Here is an 18,912-nt window from a genome sequence, read left to right on the forward strand (position 1 = left end):
GATTGTGTTGTTGCACCCGAACAAGCGGGAAAAAATTTTGCAGCAAAAGTTTTGCAATTTGTTGAGCACGTGCGCCAGCGTTACACTATTTCCCAGCCGGTCAGCATTACCACGCACAACCACTTTCCCACCGCGGCAGGTCTTGCAAGCTCCGCCAGCGGTTTTGCAGCACTCGCACTGGGCCTGAATGAATTGTTTAAACTCAACCTGAACAAACAAGAACTTTCTCAACTGGCACGCCTGGGCTCTGGCTCTGCTGCACGCTCAGTCTTTGGCGGCTTTGTGGTGTGGCACAAAGGTTTGCGCACAAACGGGACTGACTGTTTTGCCGAACAACTGTTTCCCGCCGACCACTGGCCAACGCTGCGCATTATTGTGGTAGTTGTTGATGCATCAGTAAAAAAAATGAGCTCGCGCGAAGGCATGCGCTTGACGGTGCAAACCAGCCCATCGTTTAGTTCATGGTGCACCGAATCTGAAACGCGCATTGCGCAGATGCGCCAAGCAATTGCTGCACGCGATCTTGAACGCGTTGGTCAACTGACAGAAGCAGACTGGTACGGCATGTACCATGCGATGCAAGACACCACGCCATCACTCAATTATCTTTCAAATGCCTCATGGGCCGTTATTGAAACGGTACGCCAGCTGCGTGCTACCGGTGTATCTTGTTATTTTACGACAGACGCCGGACCGAATGTAAAAATTTTGTGTGAAGAAAAAGATGCTGATGCAGTTGAACGTGCGGTTGCGACAGTGGCGGGAGTTAAACAGATTATGCAGTGCCGCGTTGCGGGCGAGCCGGTTGCTCGACCCTTCGAGACATCCGACTATGCCCCACCCTTCGACAAGCTCAGGGTAAACGGGGGCTCCGCCGGATTCCTCAGGGCGATCGGAAAAGAACAAAACAACCATAACAGAAATAATATAATCACTAGTACTTTCCCACCTCCCGTTCGCCCTGAGCCTGTCGAAGGGGCCAACCGAACGGGAATTCATACCATCAAAGTCCCAGGCAAACTCATGCTGGCAGGCGAATGGAGCGTGCTTGAACCAGGCAACCAGTGCATTGTCCTGCCCGTCAATCGCTTGGCCGTGTGCCAGATACAACCCGCACCAGCGCCAACATTCAGCACACCAACGCTATGCACTTTTAACGTACCAATAAATTATCACAACGGCATGCTCTCACTTGAATCAGACAATCCAACGTTAAACATAGCGCGCGCAGCACTGCAAACAACCGTACAATTTTTGCATGAAAACAATATCGCTCTCAAACCGTTCGCGCTCAGCGTAAACACTGATCAGTTTTTTTTTAAGGGACAGAAAGTTGGTTTTGGCAGCAGTGCCGCCGTGTGTGTTGGCATAACGCGTGCGCTGCTCGAGTTTCATGCGTTTTTGCCTCCGTTCGTCCTGATCCCTCGTCCTTCGACCCTTCGAGACAGAACTCTGCGAGTTCTTCCTCAGGGCAGGCGGGAAGGGCCTTTAGTCCCGAGCCTAGTCGAGGGATCAGGATGCTCGGGACTAAAGGCAAAAAACTTGCAGTACCCTGCGAAGCCCGTTCGCCCTGAGCTTGTCGAACGGGTCGGGCGAAGCTGGGTTGAAGGGCCAAGACTCACCGTTTTCAAACTCGCAACACTAGCCCACTACCACGCACAAAAAAAAATAGGCAGCGGTTTTGACATCGCTGCTTCAACGTTTGCACAACCAATACTTTACCAACGTTTTGATGCTGCATGGCTTGCTACACAAGAAACAAAAAAAATAACAGATATTGTACGCCAGCCCTGGCAAGACTTGGCCATCCAACCAATCACACTCCCAGCAAACTTACGCTTGTGCGTTGGCTTTACCGGAGCAAGTGCGTCAACAACTCAGCTTGCCCAGCGCATTACTAATTTCAAAAATAATCAGCCGGATCAATACAACGCGTGGTGCAAAGCAGCGAATTACAATGTACAAATACTCGCAAAAATGCTTGAAAAAAATGATCAAGAAATGATCATTAGTTTGCTTAATAACCAACAAAAAATGCTGTCCATTTTGTCTAAAATTTCTGACACTCAACTTGAAACACCTGCACTCACGGCTTTAATTTCCAGCGCACAGCAAGCTGGTGCTGGGGCCAAATTTTCTGGTGCTGGCGGTGGGGACTGCGGTATTGCCGTTTGTTTTGAAAAAAATATTGAAGAGCACATAAAAGATTCTTGGTTGAAATTGGGAATTGAAATCCTTGAAGATATAACTTTATAAAATTAAAAAAGGAGTAGGTTTTTAGGCCCACCCCTTATCTAAAAAAATTCTCAAGATTAATTTTTACTCATCATCTTGCAATGTTTCTGCTTCTACTGGCTGACTGCTTGATGTTACTGAATCACTTAGCTGCTGTTCATGTTTTTCTAAAGCTTCCAAGAGTTTTTCTGCAGCTATTTTGACACCAGAATCAGCATGAGAGCTATTGTCAGCTGCTGCTTGAGTAGCCCGTTCAAATGCTGGTGCATAATCTTTTTCAACAAGTGCTTTGAACAGAGATAATGCAGAATCTCTAACATCACTATCAGCGTGCGAGCTATTGTCAGCTGCTGCTTGAGTCGCCTGTTCAAATGCTGGTGCATGATCTTTTTCAAAAAGTGCTGTGAACAGAGATAATGCAGAATCTCTAACACTATAATTAGTATGCGAGACATTGTCAGCTGCTGCTTGAGTAGCTGCCGCAAATGCCGGTTCATAGCCTTTTTCAACAAGTGCTATGAACAGAGATAATGCAATATATCCAATCATATCATCAACATGCGAGCTATTGTCAGCTGCTGCTTGAGTAGCCCGTTCAAATGCTGGTGCATGACCTTTTTCAAAAAGTGCTTTGAACAGATCTAGTGCAGAACTTCTAACACTATAAACAGCATGCGAGATATTGTCAGCTGCTGCTTGAGTAGCCCGTTCAAATGCTGGTGCATGACCTTTTTCAACAAGTGCTTTGAACAGAGATAATGCAGAATCTCTAATCATATCATCAGCATGCGAGCTATTGTCAGCTGCTACTTGAGTAGCCCGTTCAAATGCTGGTTCATGATCTTTTTCAACAAGTGCTGTGAATAAAGATAATGCAGAATATCCAATCATATCATCAGCATGCGAGATATTGGCAGCTGCTGCTTGAGTAGCCCGTTCAAATGCTGGTGCATGACCTTTTTCAAAAAGTGCTTTGAACAGATCTAGTGCAGAACTTCTAACACTATAACCAGAATGCGAGCTATTGGCAGCTGCTGCTTGAGTAGCCTGTTCAAATGCTGGTGCATGACCTTTTTCAACAAGTGCTTTGAACAGAGATAATGCAGAATCTCTAACATCACTATTAGCGTGCGAGCTATTGTCAGCTGCTACTTGAGTAGCCCGTTCAAATGCTGGTGCATGACCTTTTTCAACAAGTGCTCTGAATAGAGATAATGCAGAACTTCTAACACCATAACCAGAATGCGAGCTATTGGCAGCTGCTGCTTGAGTAGCCCGTTCAAATGCCGGTTCATAGCCTTTTCCAATAAGTGCTCTGAACAGAAATAATGCAGAATTTCTAACATCACTATCAGCGTGCGAGCTATTGTCAGCTGCTACTTGAGTAGCCCGTTCAAATGCTGGTGCATGACCTTTTTCAACAAGAGCTGTGAACAGATCAAATGCAGACTTTCTAACACTATAACCAGAATGCGAGCTATTGGCAGCTGCTGCTTGAGTAGCCTGTTCAAATGCTGGTGCATGACCTTTTTCAACAAGTGCTTTGAACAGAGATAATGCAGAATATCCAATCATATCATCAGCATGCGAGATATTGTCAGCTGCTGCTTGAGTAGCCCGTTCAAATGCTGGTGCATGACCTTTTTCAACAAGTGCTTTGAACAGAGATAATGCAGACTTTCTAACGCCATAATCAGCATGCGATATATTGACAGCTGCAACTTGAGTAGCTACCTTAAATGCTGGTTGATACCCTTTTCTAAAAAAAACTTGGAAAATCGCCAATCCATGTTCTCTAATATCCTTAATTGCCTCAGTACACGAGCGAAACAAATTCACGCTTGGAAAGACACTCGTAATAGTGGCAACTGCCGCGTCAATAGCAGCTTGATAAGCTACCTCTTGATTATTTTCAACCAAATCTTTCAAGAAACTTAATGCATTTTTACGTCTTTGGTAATTCTCTCCATTCGAACTCTGCATAGCCATAAATGTAGCAACATCCTTAAGCTCTGTCTTTAAATCAAGAGCAATTAATGCTGGTACTAAGTTTCCAAAAACTTGAAATTTAACGGCAATATTTATATGCTCATTCGTTTGTTTTACCAAATGCGCGACAGCCTCTTTGAGTTGTTTATTATCTTTATTTGCTTGAGTAAAACCTTCATTTTGTTTAAAATATTCAGCAATGGCCCGTTGTGCCTGAAAGTCTGCAGCTACTGGCAATATCTTAATTAATTGACTGGCTAATGAAACATGAGCAGGGCTGGTAGTTCTTATGCATCGAATAATCTGCGTAATAACGGCGGATTTTGTTTCCCCACTGAAAAGGTTTTGCGCAAAGCAGCAATACAATTTAATGAATCCATAAGTTGATATCTCTGTTCTGTAAAGATCAAAAAGAAGTGTTTCCATGGAATCTGCTTGCTTTTGAACTTGATCGTCAAGGTAATTTTGCAGAGATTGTTGATGTGTAACCAACGGCACAGAGTTTTGCAGCCGTTCGGCATACGCATGTCGGCCGGGCCTAATGCACAACGTAAAAGAAGCTGTTTTACCTTTGGTAAGGTTAAAACGTAATTCTGGTATCTGTTCATTATCAAGTTGAGTAAGTACATCGCGTTCAACGCCCCAGTCCAACTTTTCACACATTTTGCTAAATGATGTTGAGTTAAAATCTGGCTTAAAAAAATCAGCTTCAAGGCTTGCTGCTGGTGCGGTTGAACTTACTGCTTGACCAGGTACTCGAGAAAACAGATCTAAATTAAAGAATTGATTCATCATGATGACAATATTTTTTATTGATGGCATAACTTCAAAGAGGTGGTAGTCATCACCATCAATAAGAACATACGAAGACCCATTAATCGTCATTTGTTCAAACGTGTGCGGGTTATCGCCAGGAATTGGGTTTTCATCATGGCCACGTGGTACCAGTGTAATGTCAGTTACATCAGCTTTTAATGCTTCAGGAATTTTTATGCCATTCAGTTTGATAAAGCCGCAAGTATTCTCTGGGCATGCAAAATAAAAACTATCATCAGTTGGCAGCTTGGCACGGCCGTAGATAATGTACGGCAAATTTTGTACCATGTTGCCCCAGTCTTGGCGCACTTCCAAGGTATTAGTTGCACTTTCTAAGCGATTACGTTCGATGCTATAAAAATTATTGAGTGCATCAGAATAAGTAAGGCCGGTAACATTATTGCCAAATGTTCCAAGTTTTTGATCATACGTAACTACGTTACACAAGTTGCGAATGGTTGTTTCTACGCAGTCAGCAACCCAAAAAGTCTCAAAATATGCTCCGTTGTTTTCGGGCAAAACCGGGATACTTTTGCCATAAAGTTGGCGCCTTGCTTCTGTCAAGAGCACGTCAGCAAAAGCATCGCCAGCACAGATTTCAAAAATTTCTTGGCCGTCTTTGCGTGCAAATTTTGTTATAAATTCTTCGTGCAGCTTTGCGTGTGCACCTTCTTGATAAACGTCCTCTTGCCACGCTTGGTCGAAACTAACGTCATCAAGAAAAAATTGTTTATCTATTTTTTCAAAATAGGGTACAAAGTCGCTTTTTGCATTGGCTTTTTTGTAGGCAAAGGCAAGCAATGCATGCTGGGTGGTGTAAGGCCGATACACAAAGTCATCAACGTGTACTAATGAGCGAGAGCTAGAAGATGAACTTGAGCTAGAACTGGATGACGAACTTGAACTGGAGCTTGATGAAGTAGTTACCGGTAAGCATTCGTTACAAGCTTTAACGAGCAACTGTGCAAATTCTTCAAGCTTTTTGTACACACTGCCTCTAAATTTGGTTACTAATTCATCACGGCGTGCGTACTGACTCAATTCGGTAACCAGTTGCTCAATGTTTGGCTGGCTACTTGTTTGGTGGCGTTTTTCACTTCTTGACGATGCATATTGTGAAGGACCCGGCGTTATATCTTCACGACCACGCTTGACAGGTCTTACATCGTCAACAACGGTTGCTGAAACGGCAGCAGCTGAAGATGAACTCGAGCTGGAGCTAGAACTAGAGCTTGAACGAAAGCCAGAACTTGGGCCGGCCTCTTGCAAGCCAGTAGTACTTTGGCGCCCTTTTAATGCCGCTATGATATCGACAATTTTTGTATTCTTTTTAAAATTTTGCTTGGAAATATTTTGAGCTTGCGTTTTGAGTGTGCCAAGTTTTGGCTGAGTACATTCAGCAATTAATCGTTTGTATTCTAAATATTCTGGATAATCAGTTGCTAAATTACTGAACCGTGGTGATGCATTTTGGAAATCGATGTCATTGACCAGGGCTTGTACCAAGGCATCAACACGCGTTTGGTCGTCAGCATTTTTATGCAATTCAAGCGTGTTTAACAAACTACCAACGGTTCCAATTGAAAAGAACCGAGCGGGAATATCTTTTTGCGCTGGAGCAAAACCACCAGGAGGTGCATTAAATAGTTTTTTAATCAACTGAACCGTTGCATCGTCTGGGTTACCAAAATGGTACAATTTTTCGATGTAGCGCATTTCAATGCCCAGCGCGCCCGGTACCAGCGACAAGGTTGCTCGATGTTCAGGCTTTAAAATGTGCCAGGTGCCTTTGATATCTTTGACATTACCAGGCTGGGCAGTTGTTGCCAAAGACAGTGCGAATGTAAGAACTGTGGAAAGTAAACGTAAAAACTTCATGATAACCTCCTGCCGCGCCGTAGTTTTAACGGAAGCGGGTAACGTAGACGGGCGATTATTTTATAACTTTATAACCTCTTTTTGGCTTTATTGAGCCTTAGTTAATATTCTAACAGAATTTTAAAATATGTAAGATAAAGAAGGAAAATAATGGCTATTTTTAGCGTTTTTTGAGGGTTTTCACCTAAACGGCCGTGCCCGCAAGCCTAGTCAAGCGGCCAACTCTTCTCGAAACTGCATTCTTGGTGTAGCCTAGACCGAGACTGAAAGACCGCAAAATAGTCCCTTTTAACCCAAATTTAGGAGTTTTAAAATGTCATTATTTTATTACTGCATTGCTATTGTCATTTTTGGCGCGGGAGTGCTTTTTTACTTCCACCGAACGCAAGAAACCAGCATGCAAAAAACAGCTACACGGGCGGCCCGCACCTTTGTCGAGCAAAGGTATCCGTATTCATTGCCAGCCCTGCCGTATGCCTACAACGCACTTGAGCCGCACATTGACGAAGCAACTATGAATATCCACCACACCAAACACCATCAAGCGTACATCAACAGCTTGAACGAAGCGCTTGAAAAGCACCCTGAATTTCAAAACAAATCACTAGTTGATTTGTTAGCACACTTTGAAAGCTTGCCAGACAGTTTAAAAAAAGCGGTTGAAAATCATGGTGGTGGGCATGCAAACCATTCAATGTTCTGGCTGATTATGTCTCCACAGGGCGGCGGACAACCAGACGGCAAACTGGCACAAGCAATTAACGACGCATTTGGTTCATTTGAAGATTTTAAAAAATTGTTTATTGAAGCCGCAAAGACACGTTTTGGGAGCGGTTGGGCATGGCTATGCGTTGACGGTAACAACAATTTGGTGGTCACTTCAAGCGCTAACCAAGACAACCCAATCATGGAAGGTTTAATTCCCGTGCTTGGCTTGGACGTGTGGGAACATGCGTATTATTTGAAATATCAAAATAAGCGCATAGACTACGTTAACACGTGGTGGAATGTGATCAACTGGCAACAAGTTGCTGAGTATTATGCAAAGGCAATGCAAAAGTAAAGCACGTCACAAAATAACCGTGCGATCTTAAAGCAGTAGCAACGTTGTGTTGCTGCTGCTTATTTTTTGTCAGTGCAACTACCACACCACCAGCACCAGCGCCAGTAATTTTGGCACCAAGCGCGCCAGCGCCAAGTGTTAAAGAAATAATATTTTCAAGATGAGCATTAGAAACACCAAGCTGGCGTAAAAACTGTTGGTTCATATTCATGCACATGCCCAACGCAGTTAGATTGCCTTGCTGGCAGGCACGCAGACCAAGCGTAAAAAGCTTAGAATAATCACGACACAAACGCTCAAAATTGTGTGGTTGCGTTGCGCGAAAATTTTGAACAGCTGCAACCACGGTGCTTGTTTGACTGCGCATGCCGCTGTCGATCAACACGCAGTGCAGCGTTGTACCGGGCACCACACTCGTCCGCCCTTTTTCTTTTTCAAAAACAAAAGAGCCCCCAAACGTTGCCGCAGCATTATCAATACCGCTCGGGTTACCGTGTGCTAGTTTTTCAGCCTGCAGTGCCGCATTGTTAACGGCGCACTCGTCAAGATTAAGATTGAGTGTGTCATTAAGTGCACGCACCGTTGCCACAGCAGCAGCAGCGCTGGAGCCAACACCGCCCGACATAACCACTAAATCGCCAGAAAGCGTAACTTCAAGCTGGTAGGAAATTTTAAAAAAAGTAGTGAGTGCTGTTAAGAAACGAGTGAGTTGCTCTGGCGAGCAGACAAGCGACGGGTGCGCAAACACGCGTTGGTCAACGACATATGAAGGTTGCGAAATAATTTTTGCATGCGCCCGCGTTTGTTGCGGTAGCGCAAACACCAGCGCCGGCAGGCCGTACACCACAAAGTGCTCGCCAAACACAATAATTTTACCGTACCCGCCTTGCGTCATGCACGAGACTCCGGCACAAATTTAAGGCCGTAATGAATAATCCCGTTGGCACCTGAAACATAATATTTGCGCAGCGCCGCAACCAAATTCATACCAACGGTTAACTCTTCAAAATCAACATCGGCCAGTTGCGTCATAATGCGTGGGCCGTCGACCAGCTGCACCAACCCAACGCAGTACGGCTCATACATTTTGTGCTCACGCGGTGCGTGCGTTACCTGCGTAAATGACAACAGCGTTGCTTGATGGCGCAAAAGGATTGGTTGAAACGTGATACTGCCGCACGGGCAAAGATATTTTTTTAAATAAAATTTTTGACTGCACACCGTGCATTGCGTGCCTTCAAGGCGGTAGCGCTGTGGGTACAAGCGCCAATTAATAATTGGACTGTTGCTGAACATGACAAGCCCTTTCGTGTTGACCCTTCGACCCTTCGAGACATCCGACTTCGCTCTTCGAGCTACGACGGATTCCTCAGGGAGAACGGGAAAAACCAACACTTTTACTCTTAACACAGAACTTATAGCAAAAAAAACGAGTCTCAAAAAAATAAAAAGATCTTACTCTCATCCGTTCGCCCTGAGGAGCCTGACGAAGCTTTCTTGTCCTTCGTAGCCACGTAGGGCGTAGAAGGATAGCGTAGACAGGCGTCTCGAAGGGCAAGTATACCACGCACACACAAAAAAAAGAGCCCATGAAATAATTCATGAGCTCTTACAATAAACTAAAAAATTATACTAAAAAAGTAAGCACGAAGAACCGTACGTTACTACGCCCTCTTCATCAGAATCATTGTAATTGATATCTGTCGTATCATAAAGAGGATGATTAGGATCTGAGCTAAGTTCATAGGGAACCCGATTTTTTCTTTCTTCTTGTTCTTTTCTTCGTTTTTCATGAAAATCACGTTGTATTCGTCGTAAATTTGCAATATACGCACGATTCTTTTGTAAAAATTTCCAATGAGCTTCCAACTCAGCCAATTTCTTATCAAACAACTCTCCAGACTTTTTTACGTCTTCGGCTGAAACAGGAAACTGTTCAGACTCTAACGATTCTTGTGAATCACAATCAGGAGAAGGCGTACGATCTTGATGACGTGAGATTGAACTACTCGCAGCAGCAAACAATGAAGTCGCTGATGCAACAAAACTAACCGAAAGTAAAAGTATCAATAAGTGCTTTTTCATAATTCCTCCAAAAATATTATTCGCGATTACCGCGTTTACGCACAACTCGTAGATCTTTTGTTGCATCATCGCTATCGCTATCACTCTCAGGGCTTGCCTGAATAAATGGCGAAAGTAATGGCGCACTTGTTGGCACCGATGGTAAAAGCATGGTAAATAAATCAAGACGAAAACTTTCTTCACTTTGCATATCAACACCATCATAAGCACAAGAGCGATTACGCTTTGAAGTTGAAGACGAAGAACTTGACGAAGTCGGTAAACTTAAGGTTTCAGACTCAACCATGATAGTTTTTGGCTCATGATCTATATCACAGTGCCGCTTGATTAATGAGTCTGTGCTTTCTTGTCCACGCTTATTTTTACTTGAAAAAACAAGCTCATGCTCAACCGGAGCCCCTTCAACATAACCAACATACAAAGAAAGTCCCTTACACGTTTGCCGAATTGCCAAATGTAACTCATCAAAAACTTCTTTCCATGAATCATGCAATACCAACTCGGTCACTCCAGCTTGTAATGCCTGTTCAATCTTTATGCGCAGCACAAGATGCCTAAACGAAATATTTCTAGGAATTACAAGAGCAGATCCATCACCAAACCGAATAACAACCTCTCCTGTACAAGCATCTTCAAGAACACTTTGAGCACTTTTTGCGTGTGGAGCAGGAAATTCACGAACCAGGTCGCCACGTTTCGACCAAAAACTAATAACCTTGCCGTCTATTGCGATGGTGTAAACCCCCTCAGGACGACAAAGAATCTGATCTCTAATGTGACTGCTTGGTTTGATTGTTACAATTTCACCACCGTCTAATGATATTTGCGTTGTTTTATCAGTAGCTCTTCCAATACTATAATTCTTACTTGGTAAAAAATTGGAGCAATAATACTCTTGAAAATAAGAATGGCTAAACCTAGGATGCAATTTCACAAAACAAGACATGAGCGCGCCATGCATACGTTCTAATGCGTCAAAATTTTTATCCAACGATATTGATGAAACTATACATTCGGCAAATTTTTGCTTTTGCTCACCCGTCATGGTATTTATTTTTTTTCCTAAAAATATCATAACATCATGCAAACCAGGCTTTGTACTTGGAACTCTTTCTTGAAACATTTCTTGAAGAAAAGCAACAAGTCTCCCGGCAAATGCATCGTGCTCGCTTGGAATAAGAGTCAAGCAAGAAAACAATGATACAAAGTCATCGTTCTCATCATGCAACGATGAACGTGCGCTTGAGCTTGACGAACTTGAACTCGAAGAGCTTGAACTTGATGCACCAAAAAGTGGCGCACCAAAAGCAAGCGAAAGCAATAATAAGCTGTAATTAAAAAATTTCATAATAACCTCTTTTGATCAATTTTTTTATCTACGCGTTGTTCGCTTAGTTGATGAAGAGCTTGAGTTTCTTCCTGTAGAATCACTCGACTGTGTACGCTTTGCAACAGGAGTTGTTCTTGTTGTATCACTATCACTATTCTCATCATCACTACTTTCATAATCATAACTTCTTGACGCGTGTGAAGAAGATGATGATGACGAAGAAGAAGACGAAGAGAATGATGATGATTGTAAAACACTTGAAGAACTTGGACTCGACGTTTGCGGCTCATTTAGAAAACTCATGAAATCAGCAAATTCCTCTGGATAATCATGAACGGGTCTACGGCGTCGCTTTTCGTTTCCTTGTTCTTCTTCTCGCTCAAAAAGTACTTCATGCTTACGCTCAGAAGGTTCTGTTGGCGCATGAAAGGTAAGAACAGGAGTGTGCGGCCCAGATAAACCAAGAAATAATCTTTCTAAATGTTGAAAAACATTGCGACTGTATTCATCGCCACAATCGGCGTGTGATGTGCGGCTGTGATGCCGCTTAGTGCTGCTGTCTTGTTCAAGTCGTTTCTCGCCATACTCGCAGTCATGCACATCAAGACGCTTGCTCGTTTGAATTGTTGGCGAATATTTTGGCGAATACATAATAAGTGCGGTCGATGTTACTGATGGAATAATCTGAGCTCCATAACAAACATTGCGATATTTCAAAAGATTGGTTTGAGCACGCGAAGGTATCAAAACCCCATCTTGATAATGAGAAAATGTTTGATTTTTAAAAAATTGCGCTGCTACTTGAAAAATGTTTTCATGCGAATGATAACCCATAATCGCACCCAAAGCAGACTGTGGCACGGTAGCCACATCAATCTTCCTGGTAGCAATCTTACCGTCTGGTGCAATGCCATAACCGCAAAGAACTTTTGTATCCACATCAAGAACTAATACAGCAACAACATTATCGCGATCAGCTGCACACGATTGAGCAACCTCATGGTAAGAACCGCTAAGAATACTGGCATCGCGAAAAATAACCACATAAATTTCACGACGCGCAACACTCAACGAACTTGATAACGAAGCTGAAACAGGCACTACTGGTGGCTGATACACAATGAGTTGGCGCGATGAAGAGTCAGACTGCTTTTCACTATCGTCCAAACAAAAAGCATCAAAAAACGTCGCTAATTCTTCAATTTCTCGATCTTTCGATGAACTTGCCGCACCAAAAAGTGATGCACTCAGCCCCAAAGAAAGTACTAATAAACCGTAGTTAAAAAACTTCATAATAACCTCCATCCGCCTTCGCTCTGCAAGCTACGGCGCGATTATGCTTAAAAGGGTGGATGCCGCGTCAAAGTTGTTAACGTCGACGGGCATAATCAATAATATATTTTCAGATATAAAATTAATTATACCGAAAAATTAAAAAATGGCAACCGCCATCCGCAAGGCTTATTTTGGCACTATTAACCAAAATTTCCGTCTTTTTATAGTAAAAAAACGGGTAAAAAGATGAATTATCGGCTTTTAAAAAATTATAATGGGCATACTTTTTTAAAATATGCTCATTTTTAGTGAATAAAGCGCTATTTTTTTAAAGAATATGACAGAAACCACTATCAACTGTGGCACCACTGTCCAAGATATGTTCTTGGCCATAAGAAAACTTTATCTTAATATCATTAAAATAATTCTTCAATACAGCACTCAAGCGGCGATACGTAACAACCCAGGTTTCGTGCAACGTTACTTCAGTATGGTTCTCTCTCTTCAATTGCTCAAGCTTTAAAATAAGCAATGCTTCTTGAAAAGGCCGGCCGCTCAAGCAAATTTCATAGGTTTCAGATTCAGATAGTTGGATGGGAAGGTGGTAGGGAACACCAACATCTTCGCCAAAATAGCCACAACCCTTCATGATATGATAGGGAAAAGGCCCTTGTTCGTCTTTTGCTATACACACCTGCTCACTCAATGCTTTGTCAACATCAAAGGCTAAAAGCTTTTGCATGTCTGGGTTATCTCTATGCGGACTCAAAAAAACAGGTCTAAGACCACGAATATGAGAATAATCATCTATCCCACCAAACACCGGCACGCTAAAAGCAAACGCAAATAAGACAAAAACAGACCTGAACAAGCTCATAAAAAACCCTCACCATAAAAAATAATTTTAAAAAAACACCAAAATCGGTGGGATATATTATTGCGCTTTAAAAAAAAATGACAATAAAAAAAAGCAAAAAATTTTCAAACCGCAAGAATGTGCACAGCAACCGTTGAACCAATACCACCCATATTGTGTGCCAGAGCAGTGCGGGCATTGGCTACTTGGCGCTGAGCGGCCGCACCGCGTAGCTGCCGAACCAGCTCAATAACTTGTGCCAAACCAGTAGCCCCAACCGGATGTCCCTGGGCCTTAAGCCCGCCAGACATGTTGACCGGCAAAGCGCCGCCCAGCGTTGTTATGCCTTGCGCGGTAGCACGTGCAGCTTGGCCAGGCTGGAAAAAGCCCAAATCTTCAAGCGCCATAAGCTCGGCCATAGTAAAGGCATCGTGCACTTCAACAAGATTGATATCGCGCGGCCCCACGCCTGCTTGCTGGTACGCGCGCTGCGCGGCTGTTTTGGTAGCAGAAAAAGAAGTAAGTGCGGTTCGCTCGCCAAACAATAACGAATCAGTTGCCACACCAGAGCCAACAATAAAGACCGGCTTTATGCCAGCTCGCTGGGCAAATTCCGGCGTTGAAAGGATCAGCGATGCAGCGCCATCGGTAATGGGCGCACAGTCAAACAAACCCAACGGGTCGGCAACCATGGGCGCATTGAGCGCCGTTTCTAAGGTAATTTCTTTGGTAAAATGAGCGTTGGGGTTGAGTGCGCTATGCTTATGATTTTTAACGCTCACATGCGCAAGGTCGCTGCGCGTAATGCCATGCTCATTAAAATATAAGCGCGTAATCAGCGCAAAAAGACTGGGAAAGGTAAGACCCACAAAATGGTCGGCCTCTTGCAAGCTCGCACCAATCATGCTGGTTGCCAGCACGCCGGCATCAACGTCGGTCAACTTTTCTACACCGCTGACCAGCACCACTTCAGCTGTGCCCGCTTGAATAAGCGCCATGCCCTGCTGCAACGCCAGCGAACCGGAAGCACAGGCACCCTCAACGCGCACACTGGGCACATTAAGATTTAACACGTGTGCGGCCAACGCACCAAGATGCAACTGCCCTGCGGCACTTTCGCCAGACATGTTGCCCACCACCAACGCATTAATTTGGTGTGCCGCTAAACCGGCATCGCTCAACGCTCCCAACTGACTATGTGCCAGCAAATCGCTGAGCGACTGGTGCCACAACTCACCAAATTTTGTTTGGCCAATGCCAATAACGGCAACTTTCATGCATCACCGTGCAAAGCTTTGAGATGCTGCAAATACGTTGCATACGAAACATATTTTTTTTCGGCCAGATACGCACGCGTTTGACGCGCTTTGTTTTGTACCACCACCAACTGCTCAGTTGTTTTAATCACAAACGCATCACAACCACTACCGCTGCCATAACTTACTAGTACAATTGTTTGATGTGGCTTAGCACTGTCGAGCACCGCGGTCAAACCCAGTAATGAATTGGCACTGTACGAATTTCCCAGCGTTTCAACCAACAAGCCACTCGCCAGTTGCTCACGAGAAAAACCAAGTTGACGTCCAACCATGAGCGGGAACTTGCCGTTGGGCTGATGAAAAATAACATGATCAACGTCACGTGGTTGCAAATTGTGCTGGGCAAGTAAGGCTTGTGTTGCTGCGACAACGTGCGCAAAATAGGCAGGCTGCGCGGTAAAGCGCCCCTCGTGCTCGGGGTAAGCGGCCAACGAGCGTCGCCAAAAATCCGGGGTATCGGAACTGTACGAAAGCGTGCGCTCAACCACCGCACAGGCATTTGCTACATCGTGTGAAACAATAAATGCAGCAGCGCCGGCACCGGCAGCATATTCCAAAATATCGCCCGACTTTGCTTGTGCGGTATCACTACCCACTGCCAACGCACATGAGGCCATTCCGCTTTTCACCACGCCCAAGGCTGCTTGCAGCGCAGCGGTACCACCTTTGCAGGCAAATTCAAAATCGGCAGCCAGGTAGTTGTTACCAATCCCTAAAACTTCTCCCAAAATGGTTGCTGAGGGCTTAACGGCATACGGATGGCTCTCGCTACCCACATAAACTGCTTGCAATGCCGGCGCTAAACACGCCGCACGCGTTAACGCATTTTTTGACGCAACAACCGCCATAGTTAGCGCATCTTCGTCTGGCCCTGGTAACGATTTTTCACTCAGGCCAAGAGATTCTGCAATGCGCACAGGATCATCGCCACACGCACGGGCCAACTCTTGAACAGCAATGCGATAGCGCGGAATGTAGGCACCATAGCCAATAATACCAGCAATCATTATTGAAACCCTTCCGCCAAGAGCGCACGCGCACGCGCAACTGAAATATTTTTTTCAAGCACCATACAACTGGCCACAGCCTCAATTGCAGCACCGGTGGCGCCGGCAGTGATAGCAATATTTTGACTGTGCAGCCGCATATGGCCGTACTGAATGCCTTCGGTTACCAGCGCTCGCAGCGCAGCAAAATTTTGTGCCAAGCCCACCGCACCCACAACACCTGCCAACTCTTGCGCCGTTGCAACGCCAAGTATTTTAAGTGCTAAGCAGGCAGTTGGATGACTTTTGGTAATTCCGCCAACGGTTGCCACTGCCAGAGGCATTTCAACATGCCCCACCAAATCACCCGCTTCATTTTTTTCATACCAACTGAGCGGCTGATAACTGCCCGTGCGAGCGGCATAACTATGCACACCCGCTTCGGCAGCACGAGTATCGTTACCGGTTGCCAAGCACACAGCAACAACGCCGTTCATAATACCTTTGTTGTGCGTTGCCGCACGATAACTGTCGGCCGCTGCAAAGGCACTGGCTTGTACCATGGCATCGATGGTTGGCTGACCCAGCATTTCTTGCTTCCAGGTTGCAGCAACACGCACCACGCGCTCGGGAGAAAAATTGGAAACTATGCACAACCGCACCTGCCCGCCACACATTTTTTGGATCAGCGGGGCTATACGCTCGGCCATGGTATTTACAATGTTGGCGCCCATGGCATTGCCCACATTTACACTCAATTTGATTGAGAGGCACAATTCGTTATTGATCAAGAGCTCGTGACCCACCACATCTACCGCCCCTCCGCCATGCTCAAGCAAGACTGGGTCGGCTTGATTGGCGTAGCTTAAAAGTTCGTTTTTGTGCGCATTAAGAGCCTGCAAGGCTTTGTAACAGTCGGGCACGCTTGCCAACAAAATTTGGCCGGTCATAAGCGGAAAACCGCCATGCGCAGTAAAGCCTCCGGCAACACGAGCAAGCTTAGCGCCGTACGAAGCAGCCGCAACCACACTAGGCTCTTCGGTAACCATGGGAATAAGATAATCATTGCCATTAACCATAAAATTGGTCGCTATGCTCAAGGGAAATGACATGACCGAAACAACATTTTCACTCATTTTTTGGGCATGAGAGATGGCCAAAGAAGCGCCAGACTGCAAGGCCTGAACCTCTTGATTAGTAAGATCGGCAAAGGCTTGAACATGCTGCAAGCGCTCTTCAACTGATTTTTTATAAAAAGCGGGAAATCTACTGCACCTGTTTTTCATGCAACCACCACGCAAGCAAGCTTTGTTAGCTTGTTTTATGCCATTTAAGAAAAAGAATATCGTGAAAGGTAATGGATATCTTGCGCTCTGTCAATTAGTTACTACTACCGATACAAACCAAGCAAACCACACGCTTTCAATTTCTTTTATCAAAATCATTGATAATAATATTTACTATTTGATATTTTAATAAGTAGTAGTATTAAAATAAAGAGGAGAGGCCCATGAAGTCATTATGCTCATTAGTCAAATCGGTTACAACGCTTTTTGCTGTTGTAGCTCTATTTGTTGGTTCTGCCTTGTCGGCAGCATCAACAAATCCGCTTAATATTCCTACCAACTTTGCAAGCCAAGCCAATATCGACGACCTTGCCACTGGCTATTTTAAGCAAATCAGCGGCATGTCGACCGTCGAAAACAAAATTCAAGCGCTCTCAACATTAATCGACCGCTCAGATCGCGCAACGTTTAACGCCTCCACCCAAACGGCTTTTGGCAAACTCGTTGAAGACGCTTACAAAATGGCCACTTCAGAAAGTAGCCAACTATTGCTCTTGCCAGTACTTTCACAAGCACAGTCAAGCACGTTATTGGCACCAGTACAACAGAATTATGTCGCACAAAATATGATTTTTGGCGTTCTAAAAAACTTAATTACTACCGCTGCTCAAAAATCGACCTATCAAGATCGCTTAAATAGCCTTTCTGCCATTACCAACCCAAACAATTTTGTAACCAGACGCGGCTTGCGCATAACCCTTACGCAAGGCGTTCGCGATCTTTACTACCGAACATTGGTACAGTTGTACGAACAACGCACCAACCAAAGCAACCAAGCACAAGCACAACTGCGCGATATCATGCGCACAGCACTCAAAGGCAGCGTTCCTTTGCTCGACAACCGCCGCCGCCAATACGTAAGCCAACAGCTGTTACCAAAATTAGACGCTTTTAAAGAATTTAAAAAAGAAAGCACAACCACCAGCACAAGCGGAGCAACGGGCACTGGAGCAACAACTGGCACAACCACCGGTGGAACAACCGCAGGTACTGACAGCTCTGGCGTTCAAACAGGAGCTGGAAGCGCTACTGGCACTGGCACCTCGGGCACCGGCACAACTGCTGGCAGCCAACTGAGTGCTGGCAATGTTGCAGGCACGGGTAGTACCGACAGCCAATCAGGAACAGGTAGTGTTTCAGTTCCTGGTATTCCAGATGCTGGCACCGGCACAACCACAGGCACAACTGCAAGCTCAGGTAGCAAAACAACGCCAGGTACCGGCAGCCTTGACGCTCAATTAGCAACAGCAACAGGAACAGGTACCTCGACAGCCGATACCAGTAACACGGTATTTAATGACGACAGAATTAAACGCTTATTAGACAGTATTGGTAAACAACCGCTCATCGAAAATCGCTTACGCTTTATGTCCAAGCTAACTGCAAAATCAGGCTCCGGAACCTTTAAGCCAGAAACACAACAAGCATACGCCGATCTCTTGGTAGAAGTAGCAAAACAAAGCAGAGAAGTTGCTACGCTTGCTCAAGACCTGCTCAAAGCAGCAAGCACCTCACCGTTACTCTCAACCAAACAACAAAAGTACGTAACATCAACCATGATACCACAGCAAACTCAACCACTTGCAACAGTAGAAACAACAATACCTGGAGCAAAAAAACAAAAGGTCGCCAAAGTAAGAAAAGAACGTCGCGTTCAAAAGAGCGGTAAGCGCCAAGGAATAAAAGCAGGCAAAACCAAAAGAGCTGCTCAAAATCAGTAAATAGCTATTTATA

Annotated in this window: 13 protein-coding genes; 3 read left to right on the plus strand and 10 right to left on the minus strand. The window is 44.7% G+C overall.

Annotated features, from left to right (window positions below; translation table 11 throughout):
* The coding region (mvaD, locus tag K2W90_04420) for a diphosphomevalonate decarboxylase (protein ID MBY0353580.1) at positions 1-2,256 on the plus strand (2,256 nt) is incomplete at its 5' end.
* A gap of 63 nt (positions 2,257-2,319) precedes the next feature.
* Here the strand turns inward: mvaD and K2W90_04425 are convergent.
* A complete protein-coding gene (locus tag K2W90_04425; protein MBY0353581.1) occupies positions 2,320-6,918 on the minus strand; it encodes a hypothetical protein in 4,599 nt (1,532 codons plus the stop codon).
* A 397-nt stretch (positions 6,919-7,315) separates the two neighbouring features.
* On the opposite strand from K2W90_04425, the gene K2W90_04430 reads away from it, so the two are divergent.
* Positions 7,316-7,981, plus strand: a complete 666-nt coding sequence (locus K2W90_04430; protein MBY0353582.1) for a superoxide dismutase — start codon at positions 7,316-7,318, stop codon at positions 7,979-7,981.
* Here K2W90_04430 and mvk read toward each other — a convergent pair.
* From mvk to K2W90_04475, 9 genes are all read right to left on the minus strand, one after another.
* Complete coding sequence (gene mvk / locus K2W90_04435) at positions 7,932-8,876, minus strand: mevalonate kinase (GenBank protein MBY0353583.1); 945 nt, start codon at positions 8,874-8,876, stop codon at positions 7,932-7,934. The genes K2W90_04430 and mvk overlap by 50 nt on opposite strands.
* Complete coding sequence (locus tag K2W90_04440) at positions 8,873-9,277, minus strand: OB-fold domain-containing protein (GenBank protein ID MBY0353584.1); 405 nt, start codon at positions 9,275-9,277, stop codon at positions 8,873-8,875. Before K2W90_04440 ends, mvk begins: the two co-directional genes overlap by 4 nt.
* A gap of 336 nt (positions 9,278-9,613) precedes the next feature.
* Positions 9,614-10,066: a hypothetical protein gene (locus tag K2W90_04445; GenBank protein MBY0353585.1), complete on the minus strand. Its 453-nt coding sequence runs from the start codon at positions 10,064-10,066 to the stop codon at positions 9,614-9,616.
* Between the two features lie 16 nt (positions 10,067-10,082).
* Positions 10,083-11,414: a hypothetical protein gene (locus tag K2W90_04450; protein ID MBY0353586.1), complete on the minus strand. Its 1,332-nt coding sequence runs from the start codon at positions 11,412-11,414 to the stop codon at positions 10,083-10,085.
* 24 nt (positions 11,415-11,438) lie between these two features.
* Positions 11,439-12,689 (minus strand): hypothetical protein, encoded by a 1,251-nt coding sequence (locus K2W90_04455; protein MBY0353587.1) that lies wholly within the window; start codon positions 12,687-12,689, stop codon positions 11,439-11,441.
* Positions 12,690-12,999: 310 nt separating this feature from the next.
* A complete protein-coding gene (locus tag K2W90_04460) occupies positions 13,000-13,548 on the minus strand; it encodes a hypothetical protein (GenBank protein MBY0353588.1) in 549 nt (182 codons plus the stop codon).
* Positions 13,549-13,652: 104 nt separating this feature from the next.
* The gene (locus K2W90_04465) at positions 13,653-14,804 is read right to left on the minus strand and encodes a thiolase domain-containing protein (GenBank protein ID MBY0353589.1); all 1,152 of its coding nucleotides are present in this window, start codon (positions 14,802-14,804) and stop codon (positions 13,653-13,655) included.
* Positions 14,801-15,853, minus strand: a complete 1,053-nt coding sequence (locus K2W90_04470; GenBank protein ID MBY0353590.1) for a hydroxymethylglutaryl-CoA synthase — start codon at positions 15,851-15,853, stop codon at positions 14,801-14,803. Before K2W90_04470 ends, K2W90_04465 begins: the two co-directional genes overlap by 4 nt.
* Entirely contained in the window at positions 15,853-17,118 is a 1,266-nt protein-coding gene (locus tag K2W90_04475; GenBank protein MBY0353591.1) for a hydroxymethylglutaryl-CoA reductase, degradative, read from the minus strand. The genes K2W90_04470 and K2W90_04475 overlap by 1 nt, the downstream gene beginning before the upstream one ends.
* A gap of 224 nt (positions 17,119-17,342) precedes the next feature.
* On the opposite strand from K2W90_04475, the gene K2W90_04480 reads away from it, so the two are divergent.
* Positions 17,343-18,899 (plus strand): hypothetical protein, encoded by a 1,557-nt coding sequence (locus K2W90_04480; GenBank protein MBY0353592.1) that lies wholly within the window; start codon positions 17,343-17,345, stop codon positions 18,897-18,899.
* Positions 18,900-18,912 lie beyond the last annotated feature (13 nt).

This window comes from Candidatus Babeliales bacterium, assembly GCA_019749895.1.
GTDB lineage: Bacteria > Babelota > Babeliae > Babelales > RVW-14 > AaIE-18.